Source organism: Clostridium sp. AM27-28, assembly GCF_003480955.1.
In the GTDB taxonomy this organism is placed as follows: Bacteria; Bacillota; Clostridia; order Lachnospirales; family Lachnospiraceae; genus Otoolea; species Otoolea fessa.
Genome location: NZ_QUJT01000002.1, coordinates 60,255 through 86,120, shown reverse-complemented (window position 1 = coordinate 86,120; position 25,866 = coordinate 60,255). Strand labels below are relative to the sequence as shown.

The following is a 25,866-nucleotide window of genomic DNA, read 5'->3' as shown; positions in this document are numbered from 1 at the left end:
CACACATCCACACAAATTTCACTCTTTATACATATATATCAAACACCAAACCATTTCTTCCTTACAAAAGCCCCAGCTCTTCCATCGCCCGGTAAATCCCATCTTCCTCCACGGTCTTCGCCGTAAACGTCGCATACGGCTCCAACCCGGCATCGTGTTTTCCCATGACAACCGCATTCGGCACATACTGGAACATCGACAGATCGTTCATGCTGTCTCCAAAGACCCACGCGTCCTCCAGCGCGATCCCATATTGCTTCAAAATCCACTCGATCGCACTCGCCTTAGAATGCCCCATCGGCACACACTCATAGAAGCCGCCGCCCCGGTCAATCACCTCAAAATCCCGAAGTGTCTCAAAAAATCCCGCCGGATCACTGTCTGCTCCGACCGCCACGCAAAATTTACTGATCGAAAAGGACGGATCCGACCAGTTCTTCGCCGAAACCGAGCCGCTCTGGTCGAGAATCGAGCGGATCGCCCGCATCGTTTCGGTCTGCACCCCATCTGGCCGGAAAAAGCAGGCGTCCACGCCCTCCATCACTGTATCCATCCGGAACCGCAGAATATCCTCTTTCAGTTTCTCCGCCCGTTCCGGCGAAATTCTCTGGTCATAGAGTGTCTTTCCATCCACGGAAATATAGGTACCACAGCCGCAGAGCAGCCCGTTTACCGGCGCTTCCTCCCGGATTTTGGACGTCTGGCACCAGGTCCGCCCCGTATTAATAAATGTCAAATTTCCCTTTTCCATTGTTTTTTTTAAGGCAAGCACCGCGCTTTGCGGTACCTGCCTTAATTTTTCACTAAACAATGTTCCATCAATATCAAAAAACAATGCTTTTTTATTTATCTTCATTTCTGAATACGATCTCCCCAGTCTCTGCATTCATGCTGTCTACGATCGCCAGTGACTCAACGCGGATGCCCTTATCACGGATGCGTTTGCCGCCGTCCTGAAAACCTTTTTCAATGACAATGCCCGCACCAACTAATTCTGCTCCCGAATCCTGAATCAAAGTGGTCAGACCGTCTAATGCCTTGCCCTTTGCCAGAAAATCATCGATAACCAGAACCTTATCGCCTTTTCCAAGGAACTCCTTGGACACAATAATATCATATACAGTGCCATGGGTAAACGATTCAACTTTCGTTGTATACACTTCTCCGGCAATATTTTTCGTCTTTGTTTTCTTGGCAAATACAACCGGAACATCAAAATATTCGGCTACGATACAGGCAATACCAATACCCGACGCCTCGATCGTCAGGATCTTGTTGATCTCCTCACCCTCAAAACGGCGTTTAAACTCCTTGCCGATCTCCTGGAACAGATGAATATCCATCTGGTGATTCAGGAAACGATCCACTTTCAATACATTTCCTGCTCTTACGATTCCATCTTTACGGATTCTGTCGTATAAAATCTGCATATGTCTATCCCCTTATCTGTATTTTTATGAGACGCTTTCTACTCCGCCTCGTCCTCGGCTGCTTCTGTATTCAGCGCCGCATTGTTCTCCTCAGTGCTGACGGTGATCTTGGCATTTTCTACCAGAAAATCAAGTGTCTTCTGCATTAGTGCCGTATCGTCCACCATCTTCTGATCGATGTTATCGTTCTGAAGCATCGTCTCCAGGCTCTCGTAGCCGTAGCGTTTCGCCAGTGCTTCCTTGTCCGAATCGTCGATCGTGATATTTTCCTGCTTCGCAATCTCATTTAAAACGAGGGACTGTTTCGCCATTTCCTTGGCTTCCTGGCGGATCTCCTGCTTGAAGCTGTCCTCGTCGCTTCCAATCATGCCCGCATAGGTCGCCAGATCGACGCCGTAGGAGGAAAGCATGTTGGTGTATGCCTTTAACTGTGTATCATATGCCTCGTCGATCGATGCAGTCGAGCATACAACTTCTGAATTGTCCACGACCGCATTCAGAATATCCGTATCTCTCTGATTGTCAATCGAGAGCTGTTTCTGCTCTAAGAGGTTCTCACGGGTGGATTCACGGTATTTCTCCACAGTTCCATCATCCGGTGATACGGAAGCAACGAACTCATCCGTCAGTTCCGGAACGGAGCGCTCCTTGACCGCATTGACCGTTACCTCAAATACAACCGCCTTACCTGCCAGATCCGGGTTTTTCGGATACGGATCCGGGAAGGTCAGGTTTAAGTCTTTCTGATCACCCTTCACAGCGCCGACCAGCCCATCCTCGAATCCATCGATAAAGCTGCCGGATCCCAGTGTCAGGTCATATCCCTCGGCGGTACCGCCCTCAAATGCCTCACCGTCTAAAAGTCCCTTATAGTCAATGTTGACCTGATCGCCCGTCTGGGCTGCCCGATCTACCTCGCGGTACTCGGCCTTTGAATTCAACACCTGCTGAATCTGGTTTTCTACTTCCTCGTCCGTCACGGATGCCTCGGTCACGGTCACAGCGATGCCTTTGTACTCGCCCAGCTTCACGCTGCTCTCTGCGACATACTCCTCTGTCTCTGCAGCCGTGCTCTCTGCTGCGGTCGTCTCAGTCCCTGTCTTTTTTCCGCATCCAGATGCCGCTGCTGCTACCGCAACCGCCAGACAGATGCCTGCTATTTTCCATTTCTTCATTTAGTCGTCCTCTATCTCTCAATTTCCTGCCTGCGCCATCCGGCACCTGGCTTTCAAACGCACATATGATATATCTGCACGTATGTCTTACCAATCATCATACCACAAACCAGCCTGTCGCAAAAGCGATTTTTCAATATTTTATATTTTCAGCAACTCTTTTTTCATAGTTCATCACTTTTCCCAATTTAAGGAAACCGGATATGAATTATTTGATAAAAAATTCCGCCAGAAAAAAACGTTTTGTCTTTCCTGACGGAATTTTCTGGCTATTTTTTAGCTGCAAAATGCTGCAAATGCCAGATATGTGTTATAGATATCCAGTTTCGATGCCAGCTCAAATGGGGCATGCATGGATAAAATCGGAACACCCATATCCACAACGTCTACATCCATGCCAGCCACAAACAGGGCAACCGTGCCGCCGCCGCCGACGTCTACTGCGCCCAGCTCGCCGATCTGCCAGTATACGCCTGCCTCATCCATGATCTGGATCACTTTCGCCATCGTCTCCGCGCTCGCGTCGTTGCTGCCGGATTTGCCACGCGCACCCGTATATTTCGTCAAAACGACACCCTTATTCAGATAGCAGGAGTTTTTTTCTTCAAATACACTCGCAAACGTCGGGTCATACGCCGCATTGACATCCGCCGACAGGCACAGAGAATGCCTCAGCACTTTGCGGACATCCACATTTCCTGCCTTGCACAGTCCCTCGATATAATGCAGGGTAAAATCGGAATTTAAGCCAGTATTTCCAACGGAACCGATCTCCTCTTTATCTGCCAGAATCGTAACAGTCGTATATTCCGGGGACTTGGCTTTCATCTCTGCGGTCAGTGCCGTGTACGCGCACACCTTGTCATCCTGTCCGTAAGCACCGACCAGGCTGCGGTCCAGACCAACATCTGTTGCCTTTACTGCCGGCACAAACTCGATCTCTGCACGCAGGAAATCCTTCTCCGTCATGCCAAAGCGCTCATTTAAGAGCGACAGCGCCAGCAGCTTGACCGGCTCCTTGATCGAGTCTTCTTCCTCGCACGGATACGGCAGGGATCCAACGATGATATTTAATTCCTCGCCCTTGATGCCGTCCTTCAGTTTCCGCTCATTCTGTTGTGCGGCAAGATGCGGAAGCAGATCGGTCACGCAGAAGACCGGATCACCCTCTTTTTCGCCGATGCAAATATCCATCGATGTGCCGTCCTTTAAAATCACAACACCGTGCATCGCCAGCGGGATCGTCGCCCACTGGTATTTGCGGATACCGCCGTAATAATGGGTCTTGAAATATGCCGCCTCTGCCTTCTCATACAGCGGGTTCGGTTTCAGATCCAGGCGCGGGGAATCGATGTGAGCCACGTTAATGCGGACGCCGTCCTCCAGCGGACGTTTTCCGAACGTGCTCATCAGAAGCGCTTTCTTGCGGTTGATCTGGTATACCTTGTCGCCCGGCTGATAGATTTTTCCTTCTTCGAACTCCTCATAACCAGCCTCTTTCAGGCGGAGCACCGCCTCGCGCACAAATTCGCGCTCGGTCTTTGCCGCATTTAAAAACTCCTTATATCCCTCGCAATACGCAAATGCCTTTTCCTCCTGCTCCGGGGCTTTCTTTCCAATATTAGGAAATTCCCAGATCAGTTTTTCTCTCTGTTCTTTCGCTACTGACATATCCTTCCTCCTTTTGCAAATCATTTCTTTTTCACTATCGTATCACTATCCAGCAGAATCGTAAATGGTCCATCGTTTAAAAGCTCGACCTTCATATCTGCCCCGAAAATACCGTGCTCGACCTTCCGCACCTGTCCGGCGCAGCGCGCCAGCGCGTGTTCGTAGAGATGGTTCGCCAGTTCCGGATTTCCCGCACCCGTAAAGCCCGGGCGGTTTCCGTGGCTGCAGTCCGCGTACAAAGTAAACTGGCTGATCAGCAGGATCTCGCCATCCACATCCGCCAGCGAACAGTTCGTCTTGCCGTTCTCATCCTCAAAAATACGCAACTTGCACATTTTATCCACCATTTTGTCGGTGATTTCCTCCGTGTCGGTGTCGCTGACGCCCATCAGCACCATATATCCACGGCCGATCGAGCCGATCAGCTCGCCGTCTACCTTTACACTCGCGTGTTTGACTCTCTGTAGTACAAATCTCATGTTTTTCTCCTGATTTTTATTTTTCCTGTAATCTTTCTTTACCGCAGCAGCGCCCTCAGCCGCGCCAGCAGATTCTCCGCATTTTCCTCGCCCAGAATGACTTCCCGCGCCAGGATCGGCCGGTCGGTGATGATGTTATCGACGCCGATCATCTTCATTCGCTCCAGTTCACTCTTTTTATTGACCGTCCAGACATGAACCTCCTTACCACAGGCATGGACGCGCTCGACCAGCTTCCGGTTCGCTGAACTGGAGATCAGGCTGATAAAATCGATCGCATCATCCTCGTAATAGCTTCCATATGCTGCCGACAGGATATAGCCCGTATAAATATCCGAATCCGCCGCCTTCACCCGCTTTAAATAAGAAAGACTCGTCGATGTCACGACGCACTGTTCCACGAAATCATTCTCCCGGATACAGTCCACGACCTTTTCCGGCAGATCGCTGGACGCGCCGGCATATTTGATCTCGATGTTCAGCATCATCCGTCCCCTGACATATTCGATAACGTCCTCCAGCTTCGGAATCCGCGTCCCGCTGTACTGCTCCGAATACCAGCCACCGGCATCTACCTGCTGCAGCTCATCCCAGGAAAGCGATCGGATCGTCCGCCGCGTCCCGTCGATCCGCTCCAGAGTGCTGTCATGGAACAATACCAGCACACCATCCCGCGTCTCCTGCACATCCAGCTCTGCAAAATCCGCCATCTGATCGACCGCTGCCTCCATCGCAGGCATCGTGTTCTCCGGTGCGCTCGTCGATGCGCCCCGATGCGCTGTGAGCTGCACTTCCCTCAGCTGATCCGCCGCCAGCACATTGCCCCGGTAAAAAGCGTCGTACATTGCTCCGGCGCTCAATGCCGTCAGAAGTGCCAGCGCCGCCATCCGATTGCGGCGGCTCATCCACGGAAGACCCGCATGTTCGCCAGCTTCAAACTTCCAGCGCTCTTTGTTCTGACGTTTCCGGTCCAGCTGCACATATAACACCGTCAATGCGCCATAATTGACCGACATCAGCGCGATGCTCATGAGCGGCATCAAAACCATCTCGATCCGGTCGCGCGCCTCTAAAACCAGAATCAATTCCAGACGCCGGTCCGCAAACCAGACAGCAAACACCGCCACAATCACAACCGCAATCAGATAGAGCACCACCGTTACCGCCGTAACTGCCAGATTGCACAAAACAAGCGTCCCAACTACCTGTACCCGATTACCGCGCAGCAGCTCCCTGCTTCGCAGAAATCCGCCCCGAAACGACCGCTGCTCCAGCATACAGCCAAAACAGATAAAAATCGTCGGAAGTGAAATCACAACCGCGCCAACAATCACGCCAACCAGTAAAAGCCGCCCCCAGTTCTCCGCCAGAAGCGCTGGAAGGATAAATTTGACCGCCTTCACATGACATAACATCCGGTAAATCAAAAATGAATGAAGCACCAGGCCGTGAACCGCCAGCACCAGAAACAACCTCAGATTCCGCTTTCGGATCTCTGATACCGTCAGACGGATGCCCGCCGCAAACATCGAAAAAGCGCTCATTTTCCGCGAGAGTGCCGCCGCCTGATATGCCGCCAGAAGTCCCGCCGCCTCGATGGAAACTCCCACCAGTAGGATCGCTGCCATCAAAACCAGAATCGCGATCGTAACCGGCCGCAGCAGGTAGGAAACCAGATTGCTGACCGTCACATAACTGTAGCCAGACGCGCGCACCGACAGCCGGAACAGCGCCGCCACTGCCTGCAAAAGAAGCGGCAGCGTGAGCAAACGGAAAGCCAGCTCAAACAGCAGAATATTCCCCCCATTTACCTGAACAATCTGCTTTGTCTCACCCATCCGCCTGCGTATCTTCATTTTCTTCGTCTCTTACTCTCCGGCTTCTTTCCGGTTCCCGGACGCAGATTCCCCGCTCCGTTTCCCGTCTTTCGGCTCCTGCTCGTTCCCCGCGGGCACATCCTCCCGCTCTGCTTTCTTCATTTCCTCCGCCACTTTCGCAGCTTCCTTCTCCTTCGCCTGTTCCTCCGCAATCTTCGTGATCGCCTGATTCAGGGAAAACATCTTATTATCCAGCATATCCGCCATATCCGCGCAGGCTTTCAGTTCCTGCTCCAGATAATCCGGCGCATTTCCTTCAAATTTATAATAAATCTTGTGTTCCAGACTTGCCCAGAAATCCATCGCTATCGTCCGTATCTGGATCTCCACCTTCGTATCCACCGGACCATCGCTTAGATAAATCGGGATCGTCACAACCATATGGTAACTCTTGTAGCCGTTCGGCTTCGGATTCTTGATATAATCCTTCACCACCAGCACTGTCACATCCGACTGACGCGCGATCATCTCCGCGATCCGGTAAATATCCGGGCTGAACGAGCAGATAATACGGATGCCCGCAATATCGCTCAGATGCTCAATCATGTTCGGGATCGTCACCTCATGTCCACCGCGTTTAAGCTTCTTGACGATACTCTCCGGTGTTTTCAGGCGCGATTTGATGTGCTCAATCGGATTGTAATTATATAAATGAATAAACTCGTTATTTAGAATTTCAATTTTCGTGTTAATCGCTTTCAGGGCAGAATTGTACAGAAACATGACTGTCGTCCACTGGTCAAGCTGATTATACGTCTCAGGGATATTCAATTTTCCCTCTCCTTTACTGCTATTTAGTCAAATTTAAAGCCCTTTAACAGCTCAGCAAACCCGGTTGTCGCCTCGCCTGACTCATGATAATTAAATACTTCCTCTTCCGGCGCTTCGTCCGGCTCTACCTCTTTCATGCTAAGGCTTAGTTTGCCATTTGCGGTAGACAGGATTTTCACCGTCACTTTCTGTCCCACCTTTACGACTGCACCCGGATTCTCCACGCGCTTTTTACTCATCTGGGAAACGTGTACCAGTCCGCTTAAGCCATTTTCCAGCAGGACAAACGCGCCGTATGGCTTGATTGTCTCGACCGTTCCTTCCATGATCGCGCCGGTCTCACAACGCGCAATCCGGCTCTTCTTCTCCGCATCCTGTTTTTCTCTCGCCAACTCTCTGCCGGACAGGACGAGACGTTTCTTCTCCTCATCCGCCTCAATCACCAGCACCGGAATCTTCTTTCCATTCCAGCTGTCCAGATCCTCGACATACGCTGCATCCAGTCTCGACGCCGGTATAAAGCCGCGCACGCCTTCCACCATCGCAACCGCACCGCCGTTTACGACCTCGGAAATAGTAACCTCAAGCGGTGTGCGCTCATCGAGCAGCTGACGGAAATGTTCCCACGTCATCCTGTCATTCGCCTCCTTGCGGGATAAAACGACATTGCCCTCGCCGTCGTCGGTCTGAATTACCGTTGCCGTGAGCAGGTCGCCCGGCTGAATCTCTTCTTTCATATTAAAATCCGGATCATTGCTCAGATTCTCACGGTCAATCACGCCCTGAGCAAAATATTTCAAATCCACCAGCACCTGGTCGTCCGTCACTGCAACAACCGTGCCAGTCACAATATCGCCCTCATGCAGACGCTTGAAAGACGCCTCCAGCTCCTCGGCATAGTCCTCCATTGTCTCTACCAACTCTTTATTCTCATCCATCCTGGTATTTCTCCTTTCCGTTCCTTCTACACTCTTTTGGGTGGCAAAACTCTATTGACTATTTAACCATATTCCACCCGATATTTCCAGAGTGAATTTGTGAAAATTATCTTAAAATCGATTCGCTACCGCCCGATTCACAGCCTCTGGTTTGCAAACATCCCACCGGAAACAAAAAACATACCTTGCTGAAACCGCCCGAAGTTTCCTATGCCACAAAAGACCGCACATGCCTGCGCCTGTGCGGTCTACGTTTACACACACTTCACATCACAGTTTACACGTTATGTAAACTGCAATGCAAATTCATTCATCCAACACCCGTCTCCGCATCTTTCTCCAATCCATGGTTCTTCTGCCAGAATGTCACACCGCCAACCAACACAAGTCCCAGAAGATCCGTCCATGCGCCCGGATCCATCATGCACAGACCGCCCACGATCAAAACCAGCCGCTCTACAACGGATAGCCATCCAAACAGAAAACCGTTAAGCGCCGCCGCAATCCCGAAGATACCGAGCAGCGAGGTGATGCAGATCTGCACAACCTGCAGTGCATTCGTGTCGATGAATACCATCGCCGGGTTAAATGCCAGAATATACGGCACGATAAAAGCGGCAACCGCCAGCCGCGTCGCATTGAGCGCCGTTTTCATCGGAGGCGCTTTCGCGATCGCGGAACCCGCATAAGCTGCCAATGCCACCGGCGGTGTGATATCCGCCACGATTCCGAAATAGAAAACAAAGAAATGCGCGCAGACCAGATTGATCCCGATCTCCGGTGCAATCAGAATCGGCGCACAGGTCGCCGCCATAATACAGTAATTTGCCGTCGTCGGAACGCCCATGCCAAGCACGATACAGCATAACATCGTCAGGAACAGCGCGATCAGCGGTTTTCCCTGGGAAACTGCCACAATTGCCGTGATCAGCTTCGATGCCAGACCGGTCGATGTGATACATCCAGCCACCAGCCCCGCCATCGCACAGGCAACCGCCACCGTGATCGTGCCGCGTCCGCCTGCCTCCAGCGCATCCACAATCTTTTTCAGCGTGATCCGGTTATTCCGGTTCAGAGCACCGACCGCAATCGCGGCAAAGATCGCTACCGACGCAGAAAACTGCATCGTAAATGTATTTGTCGATACCAGCACCACCAGCACAATCAACGGTGCCAGCAGATAGATCTGTTTCATCAGCACCCGCATCTGCGGCAGTTCCTCCCGCGGAATTCCACGAAGTCCCAGTTTCTGTGCCTCCAGATGCACTGCGATATAAATACCCGCAAAATACAGCACTGCCGGAAGAATCGCTTTCAGCGCCACTGTCGCATACGGCACGCCCATATATTCTGCCATCAGGAATGCTGCCGCGCCCATGATTGGCGGCATGATCTGCCCGCCGGTCGAAGCAGCCGCCTCCACTGCTCCGGCAAATTCCGGGCGGTAACCACATTTTTTCATCATCGGGATCGTGACCGAACCCGTTGTGACAGTATTTCCAACCGAAGATCCCGATACCATCCCGCAGAGCGCCGAGGAGATAACCGCCACCTTCGCCGGACCGCCCGCCGAGGAACCGCAGAGACAGTTCGCCAGGTCGATAAAAAAATTCGAGATCCCCGTCCGTTCCAGAAACGCCCCGAAAATGATAAAGACCACAATATATTTTGCACAGACATTGATCGGCGTATTCATAACGCCGCTCGTCGTGTAAAATAAATCATAAATAACCTTTCCAAAACGCACCGTCGCAAATGTATATACAAGCAGTGCACCGACCACACAGAGAATCGGGATTCCCACACAACGCCTGCAAAGTTCCATCAGCGAGAGCACCGCCAGAATCGCCATCAGCACCATAACCGGATTCTTCGTGACCCGCGTCGCCAGCTTAATGATCGCATGCGCGTTCGCCGCAAAATAGAAAAATGGAACCGCCCCCACTGCCATCAGAACCCAGTCGTACCACGGCATATGGTTGATGCGTCCGTCTCCCTTCTGAATCGGATAATGCAGATACCCGAGAATCAGAATCATTCCCAGAAACATCGACAACCGGATTTCCGGCAAGGCGGTACTGAAAAGCGTCACATAAATGCTGTAAACGGAAAATAATACCGACAGCCACCGGATGATCGATGCTGGTTTCCCCTGCCAGACGCGCGTGTTGGACTCGCGGTCATATTTTTTCATGACTAACTCAACATCCGCAGCTGTCCCTGTGTCCGAATCGCCCTTTTTCAGGCTTTCACGTTCCAGGTATTTTAGATCTGGTGCCCTGTTTTTCTTTTCCTTCCATTCACCCATTCGTATAACCCCCTTTCATACTTCATTTCTGGGTTTCCCCCTTATTTCACCGGCACCTCCATCCCTTTCTCTGCGAAATAATCCGCTGCTCCCGGATGATACGGAACCGCTGTGACCGAAGTGGCAAATTCAAGGTTCAGCTCCGCTCCCTTCGCATGCGCCGCCTTGATGGAATCCATATTTTCAAAGACGCCATAGCAGAAGTTATAGATATCCTCTGCCGGAACGTCATCGCGCGCCACTACTACCGCACCGACAGCCACCGTCCTGATATCCTCATCCGTTCCATACGCGGACGCTGGGATCGTGTTTTTGCTGTAATATGGCGATTCTTTAATCAGCTGATCCATATGCTCATCGTCCAGGCTGACGAGATACACATCCTTCGTCGCTGCCAGGGAGGTGATTGCGGTCGTCGGTGCACCCGCTACGACAAATGCCGCATCAATCTTGCCATCCTGCAACGCCTCTGCGCTGTCCCCAAAGGATTGATACGTCGGATTTATATCTTTTTCGATATCCAATCCATATGCTCCCAGCACATCCACCGCATTATAATAGACGCCTGACCCCGCCGCGCCGACCGAAACATTTTTGCCTTCCAGATCGGCTACCGACTGAATCGACGGATCCAGCGTAACAATCTGCACCTGCTCCATATAGAGCGCCGCCACGGTCGAGAAATCAGCAACTTTTCCATATTCTTCAAAGAGATTCGTACCATTGTAGGCATATGCCATGACATCCGACTGCACAAATCCCAAATCCGCGTCATGTGCATCCAGCGCCTCGATATTTGCCTGTGAACCGCCCGATGTGATCGCCGTCACCGAAGTGCTGGTCGATTCCCCTATCTTTCCTGCAAGCACGCCGCCAAATCCATAATATGTACCCTGATCGCCTCCCGTCGTGAAAATGAGGCTGGTTCCGCCATCCTTTCCGCCCTTTTTCGTGTCTGTCACCTGCGCAGCGCCAGCCCCACTCTGACTTTCTTCCTGTCCGCCTGCTGTGTTACCGGCAGTATTCCTCCCGGCTTCATTTTTACCTCCCGCAGATGTCTCTGCCGATACTCCTGTCGTTCCGGTACTGCCGCATCCCGTCAGCGCCAGCCCTGCCGCCATCGCCATGGAAATTGCTACTGCCATGTGTCCCTGCATTCTCATTTTTTTCGTCTTTTTTGTTCTTCTCATTCTCTCATTCTCCTCCCTGCTTGAACATTTACGTCTTAGATAGACTGTCAAAAATTACCATTACTATTTTATGTGTGGGAGGGAAGAATTATTCCTTGGCACGTTAGTGCCTTTTTGCGTAATAGGGAATTCCAAGGAATTTCCTATTACGCAAAAAAGACCGCTGATCCGGACTTCCTGTCACCAGGTTGTCCGAATCAGCAGTTCTTTTATGTAACTGCGTTATGCAATTATATTACTTATACATTCACTCCATATGGTATGGGGAACTACTGACTACCAGCAGATACCCTGAGCCATCATAGCGTCAGCAACTTTCTGGAAACCAACGATGTTAGCACCAGCTACCAGGTTGTAGCCTAAGCCGTATTTCTCAGCTGCTGCTGCGGAACCATCATGGATACCAGTCATAATCTGATGAAGTTTGGAATCAACTTCCTCTGCTGTCCAGCTGTATCTCTCGCTGTTCTGGCTCATCTCAAGACCAGATACAAGAACGCCACCTGCGTTAACAGCCTTGGACGGAGCTACTACCATGTTCTTCTGATCCATTAAGAATCTCAGAGCTTCGTTGGTAGTTGGCATGTTAGCTACCTCGATGTAGTACTTGATGCCGTTAGCAGCGATCTTCTTAGCCTCTTCCATACGAACATCGTTCTGAGTAGCAGCCGGCATAATGATGTCAGCCTTAACGCCGAACGGTTTCTCACCTGGGAAGAACTGTACGCCGAACTTGTCTGCGTAATCCTGAACTTTGTTACGTCCAGAAGCTCTCATCTCCAGCATGTAGTTGATCTTCTCTTCAGTTACAACACCATCTGGATCGTAGATGTATCCATCCGGACCAGACAGGGTAACAGCCTTAGCACCCAGCTCAGCCAGTTTCTTGCAGATACCCCAAGCAACGTTACCGAAACCAGATACAACAACGCTCTTGCCTTCGATTGTATCGTTCTCATGTTTCATAACAGCTTCTACATAGTAAACAGCGCCGTAACCAGTTGCTTCCGGACGAACCAGAGAACCACCGAAGGACATTCCCTTACCTGTGATAGTACCGTTCTCGAATGCACCGCGAAGTTTTCTGTACTGACCATACAGATAACCAATCTCACGTCCGCCTACACCAAGGTCACCAGCCGGGATATCTACGTCCGGTCCGATGTGACGATATAACTCAGTCATGAAGGACTGGCAGAATCTCATGATCTCGTTGTCGCTTCTGCCGTTCGGATCGAAGTCAGAACCACCTTTAGCGCCGCCCATCGGCAGAGTTGTTAAGCTGTTTTTGAATGTCTGCTCGAAGCCTAAGAACTTCATGATAGACAGGTTTACAGAAGGAGCGAAACGTAAGCCTCCTTTGTACGGTCCAATAGCGCCGTTGAACTGTACACGATAGCCACGGTTTACATGAACAGCACCGTTGTCATCAACCCACGGAACACGGAACTCGATTGTTCTCTCCGGCTCAACCATTCTCTCAAGAAGAGCTACCTTCTCGTACTCCGGATGTGCATCTACAACCGGACCCAGAGTAGATAATACTTCCTCTGCAGTCTGAAGGAATTCCGGCTCATGTGCGTTTTTCTCTTTGAGTTCTGCAAGAACTCTGTCAACATACTTGCTCATTAGATAATACCTCCTGATATGTATATAAGTTTGAATAGCTCACTCAACTATGGTTACCACTAATACTCGATGATATATTCATCTATCTTGTACAATTTTCCCTCTGGTTCCAAATCGTTTTTGTGAACTTTTCTGTTTCTGTAATGTATTATATATCATCTCTTCGGCAAAATCAAATAAAAATAGTCTTATAGATGTTATTATCATTTGCTTATGGAGTTATATTGTTCTTGATTATAACTCGGGGATGGACAACGAATGTGTCCTGGCACATTCGGGCGTCTCGCGCGGCCGCTTGCGACAACCTGCATCTTCGCGCGAGTACGTATCATTGGCACATTCGTTCCTTTTTGTGTGATAGAAAATTCCAAGAAATTTCCTATTACGCAAAAAAAGAGGCCTGCCCAAAAGCAGACCTCTTGAAATTCGCATCTATTAGCCCAGGAAGCTGATGAATCCTGTCAGGATAGTTGCGTTTACAAAGTCGATGAATAAGGAACCTACCAGCGGAACTACCATGAATGCAGTCGGAGCCGGACCATATACGCCGGTGATTGCCTGCATGTTTGCCATAGCGTTCGGGGTAGCACCCATACCGAATCCACAGAAACCACTGGTCATAACAGCAGCATCGTAGGATTTGCCAAGTACGTTGAATACAACGAAGTTTGCATAGAAGAACATAAGTACTGTCTGTGCAAGAAGCATAACTACCATCGGTACAGCCAGCTCAGCTAACTGCCACAGCTTCATATCGATCATAGCCAGACCCAGGAATACGGAAAGGGAAGCACCGCCCAGTGTACTGATCTCTTCCATCGGGATCTCTTTGTTCTGAACATCCATGATGTTACGGATGATAGCACCAACTAACATTGCGCCGATGTAGAACGGGAATGTCATAAACTTGCCAAGGAACATGGATACGATAGTACCAGCACCGATAGCAACGATTAAGTACAGAAGACCGTCAAGGATTCTAGCGGAATCGATTGCACCAGTCTCATCTGTCTCTACAGTCTCAGTCTTAGTAGCTGCCTCAGCAACTGCGGACAGTTTGTACTTACGGATCTTAGCAGTTGCGATAGGACCACCGATTACGCAGCCTGCAACCAGACCATAAGTAGCGGAAGCGATAGCTACAACGCTCGCATTTGCTACGCCTAATTCCTCAAGTAACGGTCCGAAGGAACCAGCAGTACCGTGACCACCTACCATCGGGATGGAACCGGTTGCCAGACCCAGACGAGGATCCAGACCAAATACGCTTGCCAGACCAGCCCCCAGAACGTTCTGAAGAATTACCATAACAGCTGACAGAGCCAGGAATACAACTGTCTGAACGCCGCCCTTCTTCAGCATACGGAAGGATGCTGTGAAACCTACGCTACAGAAGAAAGCTACCATGAATACGTTTTTAAGTGTCATGTCGCAGGAAATTTCCAGAATGCCCATGCCTCTTACGATGGTATGAACAATTGCATAAAGGAAACCACCAACTACAGGTGCCGGAATACAATACCGACGAAGAATAGAAATTTTAGCTACCAGAACACGTCCCAGTAACAGTACAAGTGCCGCAACTGCGGTTGCCTGATACATATCAAGCTCGATTGTCTTCATACAACTACCTCCAACCTATTTTTTTTTCTTGCTCGCAGGTGTATAATACTGTAGCCCCGACAAAAAACTACAAGATCCATCATAAAAACATAAAATTTTTATAACATTTTTTTAACTTATGATAAATAAATTGGAAAGTTTTGTAAATCTACCCGTTATACCTCACGATCTACCGCCAGCATCAGGCTGTCGATGAACTTTTTGATGCTGACTTTGCCGCCGTAACGGCGTTTACCGCGGATGTGATCCATCTCTGCCCGGATTTCCTCGAATGGGAACAGGGTGCTGGAGTATGCAGTAAAGGTTTCATTCATGAAATCCTCAATACCCAAATGTGCCAGGTTCGACATGCCGACCGCGATCGCACGGCGGACACGCTGCTCCATGTTCTTCGGCGCATCGCTCAAAAGCTCGCAGAGCTGACCGATGCTGACCTGGGAGATCGGGCGTCCGTTGTTGTGCAGATACTCGCAGATCCGAAGGATATCGTCGCCGCCCTTCTCGCCGGACATGCCGAGACGGTTTAAAATGTAAAGCACCTTTCTGCCGTAACCGTCATCTTTTTTCTTCTCCTTCGGCATATCCGCGATCTCTGCCATGAACATTTTCTTAATATTCGTCAGTGTTTTCTCATTCTTGATCTGCTCATCCACATTACGGATGACCGATTTTACCTCAATGATATTGATTGGCTTGCTGATGAAGAACTCAATGCCCGCATCGTATGCCTTGCCGATCAATTCTTTTGCCGCCACCTGGGAAATCATGATGCATTTTGCCTTGCAGCCTCTTTCCCGCAGTTCGCGCATGACCTGAACACCGTCCTTTTCCGGCATCAGGAAATCAATCAGAACCATATCCGGATTCTTTGCCAGGATATCATCCACATCCGCCGGCTGTCCCTCTGAAGTACCGCAGACAATTCCCAGATCATTATCTTCAATAATATCCTGCAGGACGCTGATCACTGACATATCATCTTCAACAATATAAATCTCCATTTACTCTATTTCCTCCAATTTCGCTATCGGTATCTCAATATGGAATTTCGTTCCTCTTCCCTCTTCCGAATCCACTGAAATACTACCTTCAAACTGCTCCTCTACCGCGTTTTTCACACCGCAGAGCCCGACGCCTCTATATATATTGCCGGTTTTTTCATCAAACTTCGTTGAATATCCCATATTGAAAATCCGTGGGAGATGTTTTTCTGAAATTCCCGGTCCGTCGTCCGCTACTTCAAACACATAATTACCATCTTTTTTGTACTCCCGAATCCAGATCATCCCACTTTTTTTCGTCGATTCGATCGCTTCCACCGCATTTCCTACCAAATTTTTGAGAATCGTCATAAGCTGGTAGTGTTCCTGCGTCATAAAATTGTCCCGGCAGTCAAACATCAGACGGATATCCAGCTTTTTCTCCGCCATGGTCCGGTAGGTGGATGATTCCAGAATCCGAAGAAGATCCTGCAGGCTCATCGTTTCCTCGTTCGACTCTTCCTCGATCGCCTCCTCAATGCCCTGAATGATGCGGATGTAATCTTTCTTGATCTCATGGACATCCCGCGCTATCTCAAGTCCCATCTGCTGCATTTCCCGTGGAAGATCCTTTTCCAGAATCTGCTCATAGAGCTTGTATGCATTGCTCATGACGCGCTCGATCTCCTCGGTGTTCTTATGCATCAGGTAAATCTCAGTCTTGAGTCCCGTTGTCATAAGAAATAACCGCTGATAACGGCTCTCATGATCCGCTTTCGTAAGAAGAAGCCGGTACTGCTGTTCTCCGATCAGTGCCAGTGCCACAAAAAGTGTGCGGACTGCAGCGATCATAAAAAGCTTTTGAATTATATCCGGTCCCGGCATCGCATTGTTTTTAAGAAGCGCCGCCAGGAAGTTTTCGAATATATTCGAGCATAAGTCACAGAAAAATGCCGCCGCAATCACATTTTCCAGATTCGCGATATGTTTATTCCGGATCTGCAGCTTGAACATCATGCCGTACACGATATAAAAGAATGCTCCGGGCATCGCAAGCTGTACCAGCATCTCGGATGGCATTCCCTGCAGATAATATATCACAATTCGGAACAAAAAAACAATGATCGACGTCACCGTACAGATCGTCATCGTGTGAATCTGGCTTCCGACTGTCATAATCAGCACCGGAAGCAGGATAACCGACGCTGACACACGGAAATTGTTGACAAATACGTTCCAATACAGCTGCGAAGTTATCGCTATGATAAAGCCTATCGCTAATGTTCGTCTCCAGGATTTCATTTCTGCCTTTCTCCCTCTTTAAACGGTTCGATTTCACATGGTCTTTAGCCTGAGTAAAACAGTTTTTACATATTCATATAGTATACTTAGTTTCATGAAATCTGTAAAGAATTTTATAACAGATGTGAAACTCTTGTTACTGTTCACACACGTGTGCCCAGCAACGGGATTTTGCCGATGCTACGCATTCCAAATCGGCAAAATCTGCTGCCGGAACTGTATCGTACGGAATTTTCAGTTCAAAAAATTCCTACCTGTGAACAGTTACAAACTCTCCCAGTGACGCTGCCCTGCTTATAACCCCTCTTTACCTATATAATAGCGTCTCCCGGATTCTCTCCGCAAACGCATTCATCCGATCCTCAATCCCCGGCAGCTGCATCGCTGCCCCGGCATTGTTTGCCGTCTCCATCATCGCAAACTGCCCCGGCAGATAGAAGGTTTTGTTCATATTTAACGCCGCGATAAGCTGTTCCGCCACGATATCGCTTCCGGAATAGCCCGACACAACCACCGCAAACAGCGCTTTGTCATAAAACCGCGTCGTCCGGAACAGCGAAGTCAGGCGGTTGATGAACGCAGTCAGGTTTGCCGACAGCGCATCGTTGTAGTTTGGACAGAGCATCACGATCGCATCCGCCTCGCGGACTGCCGGATAGACGTCCTCGACCATCACTCCACCGTAGAAGCAGCTTCCCTGCTCGCCAAAATGCAGGCACATCTTGTACGGGCATCCGGCGCAGTCGGAAAGCGTACCGTTTCGAAGCCCTATCTCCCGGATCTCCATCTCCGGGAGCTGTTCTTTCACCCGGTTCCAGATCGCGTAGGTGTTGGAGGTCTTGTGGCTTGACGCGTGCAATACCAATACTTTCGGACATTTTTTCCTGACGCAATCCGTTCCCAGTACTTCTTTGACCAGCCCCGCCGCGCTCTCGCGGTATGCCCCCATCAGATCGGTTCCAAGATTATTGGAAACGATCGTGTAATTGGAAAGTGTCCGCGTGCCTTCGACGAGCGGACGCCCCACGAACGCGCAGCCCGCGCAGTTAGCGGCAAACACCAGATCCTTCGCCGCCGATTTGGAATAGAGGTCATTTTCACTGTCCACCAAAAGCCCGCCGACAAAACCGTTCAGAAAATCCGGATGTTCCCGCAGAAAGCGAATCAGGCGGTAAAGCTCCAGGTTGATACCAGATGTGCCAAGCGGCACGGCAAACAGGATACGTCCCTGGACTGGATTTTTTCGATTCTGTGTCTTTTTCAGGCGCCTCCATCGGTTTACATAATCTTCAAACGTGCTGATTTCCGTCGCTGTCTCATAGACGTAGCCGTCCAGCGCATAGGATAACACCTCCGAAAGGCGCGCATCCGCACCTTTTTCCTCCTCGCGCAGATGGACGAGGAGGAGTGGCATTTCTTCTATATAAATATCTCCTTCTGAATTTGAATGAATCACTTGTTTTCGCTTCCTTCCTGCGATAAGACTCATTGATCAGACAATCCTTTTCAGATTTTCCTCCGCCGTCACAATCCGCTCATACAGCGCATCCGGCAATGGCAGAATTTCTGTTTCCAGACCATATTCGGTATAACGGTTTTTCACGCCCATGAAGATACCGCCCATGAAGACGGAACCGCAGTGCCATTCGCCGCGCATCATCAGAATCAGGGAGATTGCGCCGGAGGAATATGCCGGTGCGATAAACGGCTTGAAACCGATCGCGCGCATATGCAGGTTTGCCGTTACCGTCAGCTGGGTCAGTTCTTTTGAAAGCTCGTCGTTGTAATTCTCAATGGAATCTGCGATGACGAGATCCTGTCCATGCGGTCCGAAGGAACGCCCCTCAGTCAAAAACTGTGAAAACCGCCCGTCGCGCTTCGCATAATAAGCCGCACGCGCATTCATAACGCCCAGTCCGAAGCCCTGTACCTGTTCCGGGCGGAGTCCCTTTAAATCAAGGATGCCGTTTTCGTCCTTGTTGCTCTCCAGCCATGCCGTCTTTGCCAGCGGGTCAACCGGATCGGAGACAACGGCAAATAAGCCCTTGAAATGCTCGGCTCTCGCCTGTCTTGCATACTGCGCAACGATCTTGGAGTTATTTTCAAACTGGTACATCCGCACATCCTTGACACCGGAACCAACCGGCGGGATTCCCTTGGAAGCAACAAATACAAACACATCGCACTTAAAGAGGTCTTCCGGTTTTACCACATCGACCTCCGGCAGCGCGTCATATGCCCACGGGTACGCGATCTGGTTTTCCTCAAATTCCCAGCGTGCGGTCACTTTATCGGAAATATCACAGATGCCGATCGAACTGATGCAGTCGCCGCCCAGAAGATGAAGCCCGGTCAACAGCGTACTTCCGACGTCGCCGATCGCCAGCACATGGACTCTTTTCTTCGTTTTCTGCGGTTTTTCTGCCAAAATAGCCTCAAAATCCGGATGCAGGCGGTTGACTGCGCGCATCACGCCCTGAATGATCGCAGCTTTGACTGCCTCGTCAAGTTCGCAATTCACCTTTTCTGCCGCGCCACTCTCAGATGCACCGCTGCCTGCCGCTTTTTCCGTCGATTCTTCCAGCTTTTTCTTCATCGTCTCCGCCTGCGCTTCCAGCTTCCGGCTGCTTAACCAGGAAACATTCTCTGCCTCCTGGAATAAAAGCAGCGGCGAGTTTACCTTAAAAGAATCTCTTCCGGTTCCCGGCTCGCGTTCGAATAAGAATGTGAGCGGTGTGCCCGGGTGCGGCATTTCTGCCTTTTCGTATGATAAATTTCCATTGAAGGAACAGCAGATTTTATCTCCAATTTTATAATAGTACATATTGCATACCCCCTGCTCTTTTTTGATATCTTATATAATATTATTTTGCATTATTTGACATAATTTCTCACTTCCGCGTCCGATACAGCATCTCCAAATCATTTTCCAGATACACCGACGCTGCCAGATTCGGATCGTAGCTGACACACTCGCCTTTATCCGGGCAGAGCGGCAGGATGACCGCTTCAGACAAGCGGCTTAACGTCAGGTTTCTCGCAAACAGCGCCCGGTACTCGGATTCGAGCACCAGAAGGATGTTGCGCGCATTGCGGATGCAGCACGCAGAGAACTCAAACGCGGCTTCCGGCGTACTTCCCTGTACCGGCGGTGCGGCATACGGCAGGATCATATTGATCGACGGCGTCAGTCCCGCCACCTTCACGGTATCGCGGCGCACCGTATCTCCTCCAATGAACGGGTACAGTGTGGACTCGACAAACCAGTTCCGCAGGTTCGGAATATAATAAATACTGTCTACCGGCACGCCCTTCGTCGCCATCGTGTCGCGCCCATAGCCTGAAATCATACCTAACACCAATTTTTTGATTTCCACGCCCTCTTCACGCAGCATCGGCTCCAAGGCCTCGAAACGTCCGCCGTGATGCAGCAGATCATCCACCAGAATCACCGGGCGGTCAAAGGACTTGATAGCCTTGATCTGGCTTCGCAACGGCGAATAGTACGGGAACGCTTCGATCGACTTCTCTTTCAGCTCCGGATCGTACACTTTATCTGTATGCAGCGTCTTCGTCACCGTATTCGGAATAACTTTTCCTCGCAGGATCTTGCCGAAGGGCACGCACATCGCCCCGCCGAGGCGTCTCGGCGTCACTGGGTCACGCGGCACACCATTTAACGCCGTGATCCGTTCCACCAGACGGTGGTAAATCACGCTCGCCGACATCGAAAGAACCAGCTGTCCCGGATAGAAGCGCGTCATCGCCATCTGCAATTCCCGATGCGCCTTGTAGATCGCATCCAGAACGCGCGGATTGCTGGAAAATGGTTCTTTTAACGTTGTTTCCAGATTCTGCACTAATACAAGCGGCGCATGCATATCGACCAGATAGAGCGGCGCGTCTTCCGGGGATTCCGGCGCCTTCACAAAGCCCTGGCGGACCACCGCCGACAGCACGCGCTCCGGGCAGTAACCGTCTGCCGGGAAGAAAAGTGCATAGCCGCATTTATACTCAAAGGACCGTGCGATCGCCTCGGTTAAAAGCAGCTGTTCCGCGTCGTAGATCATCGGATCGCGCTCGACATAGATACCCGAAATCAGAAGAATCTCACCGTAGGTATGGCGGCGCACCTGATCTGCCAGACTGACCTGTCCCAGAACGGCAAACAGCTCATCCGGCGCCAGATAACGAAGCCGTGCCACTCCGACCAGCCGGTTTTCCTGCACGGTATTCCTAAGAAGCAGCAGCCGGTCGCCCGACTCCTTCATCGAATTCAACAGGTTCTCGCGATCTTCTTCGTCCCGCAGAACGAAATTCGAAATTTCCGCCAGAAGCATTTCATCCGGCATCTCCACCTCCTCATAGGAGATCGCACGCGCGCGGATATATGGTTTATATTCCGGCTCGCGCAGATACAGACCATTGTAATAGATATATTCCTGCACAGACGGGTCGATCAGGTTCGAAATATCCCGGTTCAGATCGACATTTTCACGGATTCTCGTCGAACTGATGTCCTCCAGATGCTCCGGAAGCTCCAGTTCCACGACCTTGCCGCTAATCTGATCCATCATCTGACGGTTGTATTTATTGTCCGCCTTGACATCCCCCACGCGGCGGAACGCGATGTGGTTCATCGAATGAATCGAATTTTTGACCGGTTTCTTCTTATAAGAAGAGGCATTGGCAATGACATCGCTGCCGACCACGATATACAGCTCTTTTCCGGAAAATACCTCTCTCAGGCGTTTCAGATCCGCCGGATTGGCAATATTGACCGGAATCTCATCCGGGAACAGATTCACATGGAACTCATCCGCCACCGACATACTCACGATCTGACGGCGGATCAGATGCGGCTGCGCCTTTTTTGACCAGGAAAATTCATCGACCGCCAGAAAAACCTCATAGCCGCGATCGCGAATCTCGCGGACAATCTCCTTGTGTGACAGCGTAAACGGGTCAAATGTGCCTGGGAAGAATGCCACCTGGTTCCGCTCCTTGATCTCTAAATTGCCCTCGGTCATATGATACTGCGTGATGAACCGGTAAATATTAGAAAGGGACGCCGCACGATAAAATGCCGTCAGCTCATTTCCCTTATTTTCATTGAATAAGAACAGCATCTTGCGGAAGGACAGGGCGAACAGCTCTTTTTTCTCCCGGCACTCCATCCAGGATGAGCCGAAGACGGTCTGCCCCAGCACCAGCATCGCCTCCTGGCGCACCGACTCGCGGTAATTCGCCAGACCGCTGAGCAGGATGCCAAGCAGACGTCCGCGCCGTTCCTCGCATACCTCTTTTTCCTCCGCAAAGCGCTCTGGGTAGCACGAATACCGTTCCAGCAGCACGCCGACCGTATCAAGCGCAACCGAGACTATCTGGTCGTTTGCATTTGCCATCATGCCATGCAGGTAGGAAACGATCTCCTCCAGCTGTTCCGGCGGCAGCCACAGCGCCGCCTGCCCCAGATACTGCGGAATATATTTGGAAAATTCGTACTCACCGACTTCCAGCCCCTTCATCAGCTCAACCACGATCTCATTTCTCTGATCCGGTGTCAGAAGCCCGATGATGCGAAGCAGGGCGGTTCCGGCATCATGGCGCACGATCACGTGCTCGCTGACTTTTACAAGGTTTGAGAGATGCGCTGCGATATGCAGCATATGTTCCTGTTTACCATGCGCAATCTGATCGACAAGCAGCTTGATATTGGCCGACTTGATGACCCACGGCGTCGCTGTTTTGAGGTTATCCAGGAAAATATCGGAGACAACGTCGCGGTCATACAAAAGTTCCTGTTCTCTCGCCGTGTCCTCTCCGAGGTTACTTAACACGCGGTATTTGAGGAAGGTCATCGTGATATTGTCCTCAACCTGCGCCGCCTTCACGCACACGCCGATCTCGGCACAGCACGGATGATCCGGCTGGTACGCCGTCAGAAGCTTGAAGGCGCGCCACGATGCGATCCGCACATCCGGTTCCCCACTCTGCGACTCAATCAGGGCAAATTTTGCGATTTTCCCCAGTTCCTCTTCACTCAGCTTATCAAACGGCATGAAATGCACCGTATCCAGCAAAGAAAATGCCTCGCCCGGATCCAGCTCATCCGCCCGATCATACCAAACCAGAAATGCCTCCAGAAATTCCCGCAGATCGCCCGGCGTCGCATGATCAACCACCGATGCCAACACATTTTTCAGGTGATAACGGATGCGCCGTTTCTGCTGCAGCATCAGCTTGTGATCCGGCCGGATGATCATTTCCAGATATTGCTTCCAGATCTCCATCACCCGCTCCTCGGCAATATCCGGCATACCCGCCGGGCGCTCCTTGCGGTAACCGGCGTTGAACTGCGCGATCACATGTCCGAGCAGCCTCGCCGCCTGCGCGCGGATGTCGCCCTCGCGGTGCATCAGAAGCTCATATAAAAAGCCCAGCGTCTGCTCTTTCTGCTTGTCGTTTGTATATGTAAAATATTCACGGAAAATGTTTAAGTACGCGCGGACACTCTTCCAATCCTTCTCGCTGCGCGCCGCCTCGAGGAGATTGCCAAACTGGCGTTCCGCCCCCATCTGATGCATGACGCGGATATTATGCTCAATACCCATAAAAATGAGGGACTGCACCGTCTGCTCTGCGTTCCGAAGGGAAATATCCGGCAGCACCTCCGGCTTTTTCGGGTGTCCATTCAAATCCACATCCACACCGAGAGACCGCATATAATCCTCAAAATCATGCAGTTTGGAATAAACAAAGCGGTAACGGTTTAATTTGACCTCGTCCACGTTGTCGAGTTTCGAGAGGATGACGTTGAACGCCTCATCCAGATTGGAAATGTAGGTAATCTCACGCCCGTCGTCGCCGCGGCTCTGTTTTACACGGAAATCGGCATAGATCAGCACCAGGGATTCAACCGACAGGTTTTCCGGTTCCAGATCCCAGGTCGAATGGTTCGCCGCGATATGACCGATGTATTCCATCGAATGATTGTTAAACCACTGGTTTGTATAATAGTAATGAAGATACGGAACCCGCTCATTCGGCTTGCAGCCGAATTTGCCGAGATCATGACCTGCAGCCGCGCCCGAGGTCAGCGTCAGATCGATCGGAACACCCGCCTCGTAAAGCCCGCGTGCCACCGTCATCGCGACGTAATGCACGCCCGCGATGTGTTCCAGCGTCCGAAACGGCGTCACCTCCGCATTGAGGCGCATCATCTCATAGATGTATTCCTGTGCGAAAAACTTCTTGAAACGGCTGTATTCTGCCGCGCACTCAAAGCTTGAAGCTTCCTCATCACCCAAAAATGCAAAGTCCTCCATCGGTTTGTACGGAAGCACCGCCCGCTCGCGGTCAAACACGAACTGAAGCACTGCCAGATAGAACTCCGCACCGGCGGAAAAAGCGGCATTTTCCTTCTTAAACTCCGCATCCGGGTAGAGAATATGGCACACATACTGGTAGGTAAACTTCATCCAGCCCTCTTCCGGCTCATGCCCTAAAAGGCTTAACGGTTCCTCACAGATCTCGTAGACCGCCCGGCAGGAAATCCGCTTTTTGATCGGGAAAATATGGGCAAACTGCTCCTCCCAGTGTTCCTTGTTCATGAGCATCATGACATTTTTCCGGCTCAGTCCCGACCGGTCTAAAAAGTCTTTTTCACAAAGGCGCTCGGTCAGTTCCGCAGCCGCCTGACGTACCTCTTTTTTACTCATCCACATCCCTCACATTCTCTGGATCTCTCAGAGGCTTCTTTGCTGTGCAAAAACCATCTGAGTCATTGCAAATATTCTTTTCATATCAAATTTTATAATACTTGAATTATACCACCAGGTGGGGAAGTGCGCCATACAAAATAACGGATAATTCATCGCCATACGGCACAGTAAAACCACAAAAGACGCCTGCAAAAATGCAGATAGCTCATCTATCTCCCATTTCTGCAAACGTCTTTGTTTTTACAAGTCAATCGTTTTATGGCTGCTCTTTCCGAATCTCCGGAATCTCAACCCCCAGCTGTTTCGCCATCGCATCCGCGATCACCTGATGATCGTCCCAGTGTTCCATGCCGGATACCATCACATAGGCAAAAGGACGGCTTCCATCTCTCATGAAAACCGGAATGCAACCGCCGCACACGAAGAAGTTCTCCTCGCGCACCTTCCAGGATGCTTCCAGTTCTCCGGCTCTCGATGCCGTCAGTGCCCGCAGCGAGCTCATCCCCGTGAGCCGCGATGCTGCCAGCTTGTTGGTCATCCACCAGTCTGCTTCCAGCGTCGCTCCCTCCATCTTGTAGGCAAAGACGGTCGTCTCGTCCTCCACGATGCGGACAGCGACCGAACCGTAATATTTTTTCTCCGTGACCTCTGCAATCAAAAGCCCCAGCTCAAGCGCCTGTTTCCGGGTAAATGTGTCGTAGCAAAGTACGGATTCCTGCTGTTTCAGAATCTCATTCCATTGTTCTTCGGTGTAGAAATTCTTCATGTG

The 25,866-nt window shown here is 50.7% G+C and carries 18 protein-coding genes; all 18 read right to left on the bottom strand.

Features of this window, described 5'->3' with window-relative positions; genetic code table 11:
* Positions 1-61: 61 nt before the first annotated feature.
* The 18 genes from DW720_RS03060 to DW720_RS02975 all read right to left on the bottom strand — a co-directional run bounded on the left by DW720_RS03060 (position 62) and on the right by DW720_RS02975 (position 25,863).
* A complete protein-coding gene (locus DW720_RS03060; protein ID WP_227589748.1) occupies positions 62-856 on the bottom strand; it encodes an HAD family hydrolase in 795 nt (264 codons plus the stop codon).
* A complete protein-coding gene (locus tag DW720_RS03055) occupies positions 843-1,430 on the bottom strand; it encodes a xanthine phosphoribosyltransferase (RefSeq protein ID WP_022359972.1) in 588 nt (195 codons plus the stop codon). Before DW720_RS03055 ends, DW720_RS03060 begins: the two co-directional genes overlap by 14 nt.
* Positions 1,431-1,468: 38 nt before the next feature.
* Entirely contained in the window at positions 1,469-2,605 is a 1,137-nt protein-coding gene (gene tig / locus DW720_RS03050) for a trigger factor (protein WP_118653390.1), read from the bottom strand.
* Between the two features lie 276 nt (positions 2,606-2,881).
* Positions 2,882-4,276 carry an aminopeptidase gene (locus DW720_RS03045; RefSeq protein ID WP_118653388.1) on the bottom strand — a complete coding sequence of 465 codons (1,395 nt, stop codon included), beginning with the start codon at positions 4,274-4,276 and terminating at the stop codon, positions 2,882-2,884.
* 20 nt (positions 4,277-4,296) lie between these two features.
* On the bottom strand, positions 4,297-4,755 hold the full coding sequence (gene dtd / locus DW720_RS03040; protein ID WP_022359969.1) for a D-aminoacyl-tRNA deacylase: 459 nt from the start codon (positions 4,753-4,755) through the stop codon (positions 4,297-4,299).
* A gap of 38 nt (positions 4,756-4,793) precedes the next feature.
* Complete coding sequence (locus tag DW720_RS03035; RefSeq protein ID WP_107000637.1) at positions 4,794-6,611, bottom strand: glycerophosphodiester phosphodiesterase family protein; 1,818 nt, start codon at positions 6,609-6,611, stop codon at positions 4,794-4,796.
* Positions 6,612-6,623: 12 nt separating this feature from the next.
* Positions 6,624-7,355 (bottom strand): GTP pyrophosphokinase family protein, encoded by a 732-nt coding sequence (locus tag DW720_RS03030; protein WP_333489802.1) that lies wholly within the window; start codon positions 7,353-7,355, stop codon positions 6,624-6,626.
* A gap of 71 nt (positions 7,356-7,426) precedes the next feature.
* On the bottom strand, positions 7,427-8,341 hold the full coding sequence (locus DW720_RS03025) for a S1 RNA-binding domain-containing protein (protein ID WP_107000639.1): 915 nt from the start codon (positions 8,339-8,341) through the stop codon (positions 7,427-7,429).
* Between the two features lie 310 nt (positions 8,342-8,651).
* Positions 8,652-10,649 (bottom strand): TRAP transporter permease, encoded by a 1,998-nt coding sequence (locus DW720_RS03020; RefSeq protein ID WP_182426688.1) that lies wholly within the window; start codon positions 10,647-10,649, stop codon positions 8,652-8,654.
* Between the two features lie 41 nt (positions 10,650-10,690).
* Positions 10,691-11,839: a TAXI family TRAP transporter solute-binding subunit gene (locus tag DW720_RS03015; RefSeq protein ID WP_243022519.1), complete on the bottom strand. Its 1,149-nt coding sequence runs from the start codon at positions 11,837-11,839 to the stop codon at positions 10,691-10,693.
* Positions 11,840-12,115: 276 nt separating this feature from the next.
* A complete protein-coding gene (gene gdhA, locus DW720_RS03010; RefSeq protein ID WP_117796258.1) occupies positions 12,116-13,468 on the bottom strand; it encodes an NADP-specific glutamate dehydrogenase in 1,353 nt (450 codons plus the stop codon).
* A 435-nt stretch (positions 13,469-13,903) separates the two neighbouring features.
* On the bottom strand, positions 13,904-15,091 hold the full coding sequence (gene gltS / locus DW720_RS03005; RefSeq protein WP_118469477.1) for a sodium/glutamate symporter: 1,188 nt from the start codon (positions 15,089-15,091) through the stop codon (positions 13,904-13,906).
* Positions 15,092-15,246: 155 nt separating this feature from the next.
* Complete coding sequence (locus DW720_RS03000; RefSeq protein WP_022359963.1) at positions 15,247-16,092, bottom strand: DNA-binding domain-containing protein; 846 nt, start codon at positions 16,090-16,092, stop codon at positions 15,247-15,249.
* Positions 16,093-17,373: an ATP-binding protein gene (locus DW720_RS02995; protein WP_107000642.1), complete on the bottom strand. Its 1,281-nt coding sequence runs from the start codon at positions 17,371-17,373 to the stop codon at positions 16,093-16,095. It lies immediately after the preceding gene.
* A 307-nt stretch (positions 17,374-17,680) separates the two neighbouring features.
* Complete coding sequence (locus tag DW720_RS02990; RefSeq protein ID WP_243022518.1) at positions 17,681-18,829, bottom strand: NAD(P)H-dependent oxidoreductase; 1,149 nt, start codon at positions 18,827-18,829, stop codon at positions 17,681-17,683.
* Positions 18,830-18,865: 36 nt separating this feature from the next.
* Entirely contained in the window at positions 18,866-20,197 is a 1,332-nt protein-coding gene (locus DW720_RS02985; RefSeq protein ID WP_118469478.1) for a lactate dehydrogenase, read from the bottom strand.
* 67 nt (positions 20,198-20,264) lie between these two features.
* Complete coding sequence (locus DW720_RS02980; RefSeq protein ID WP_118742848.1) at positions 20,265-25,094, bottom strand: cytidyltransferase-related domain protein; 4,830 nt, start codon at positions 25,092-25,094, stop codon at positions 20,265-20,267.
* A gap of 259 nt (positions 25,095-25,353) precedes the next feature.
* Positions 25,354-25,863, bottom strand: coding sequence for a heme-binding protein (locus DW720_RS02975; protein ID WP_118742847.1), 510 nt, complete (start codon positions 25,861-25,863; stop codon positions 25,354-25,356).
* Between the last annotated feature and the right edge of the window lie 3 nt (positions 25,864-25,866).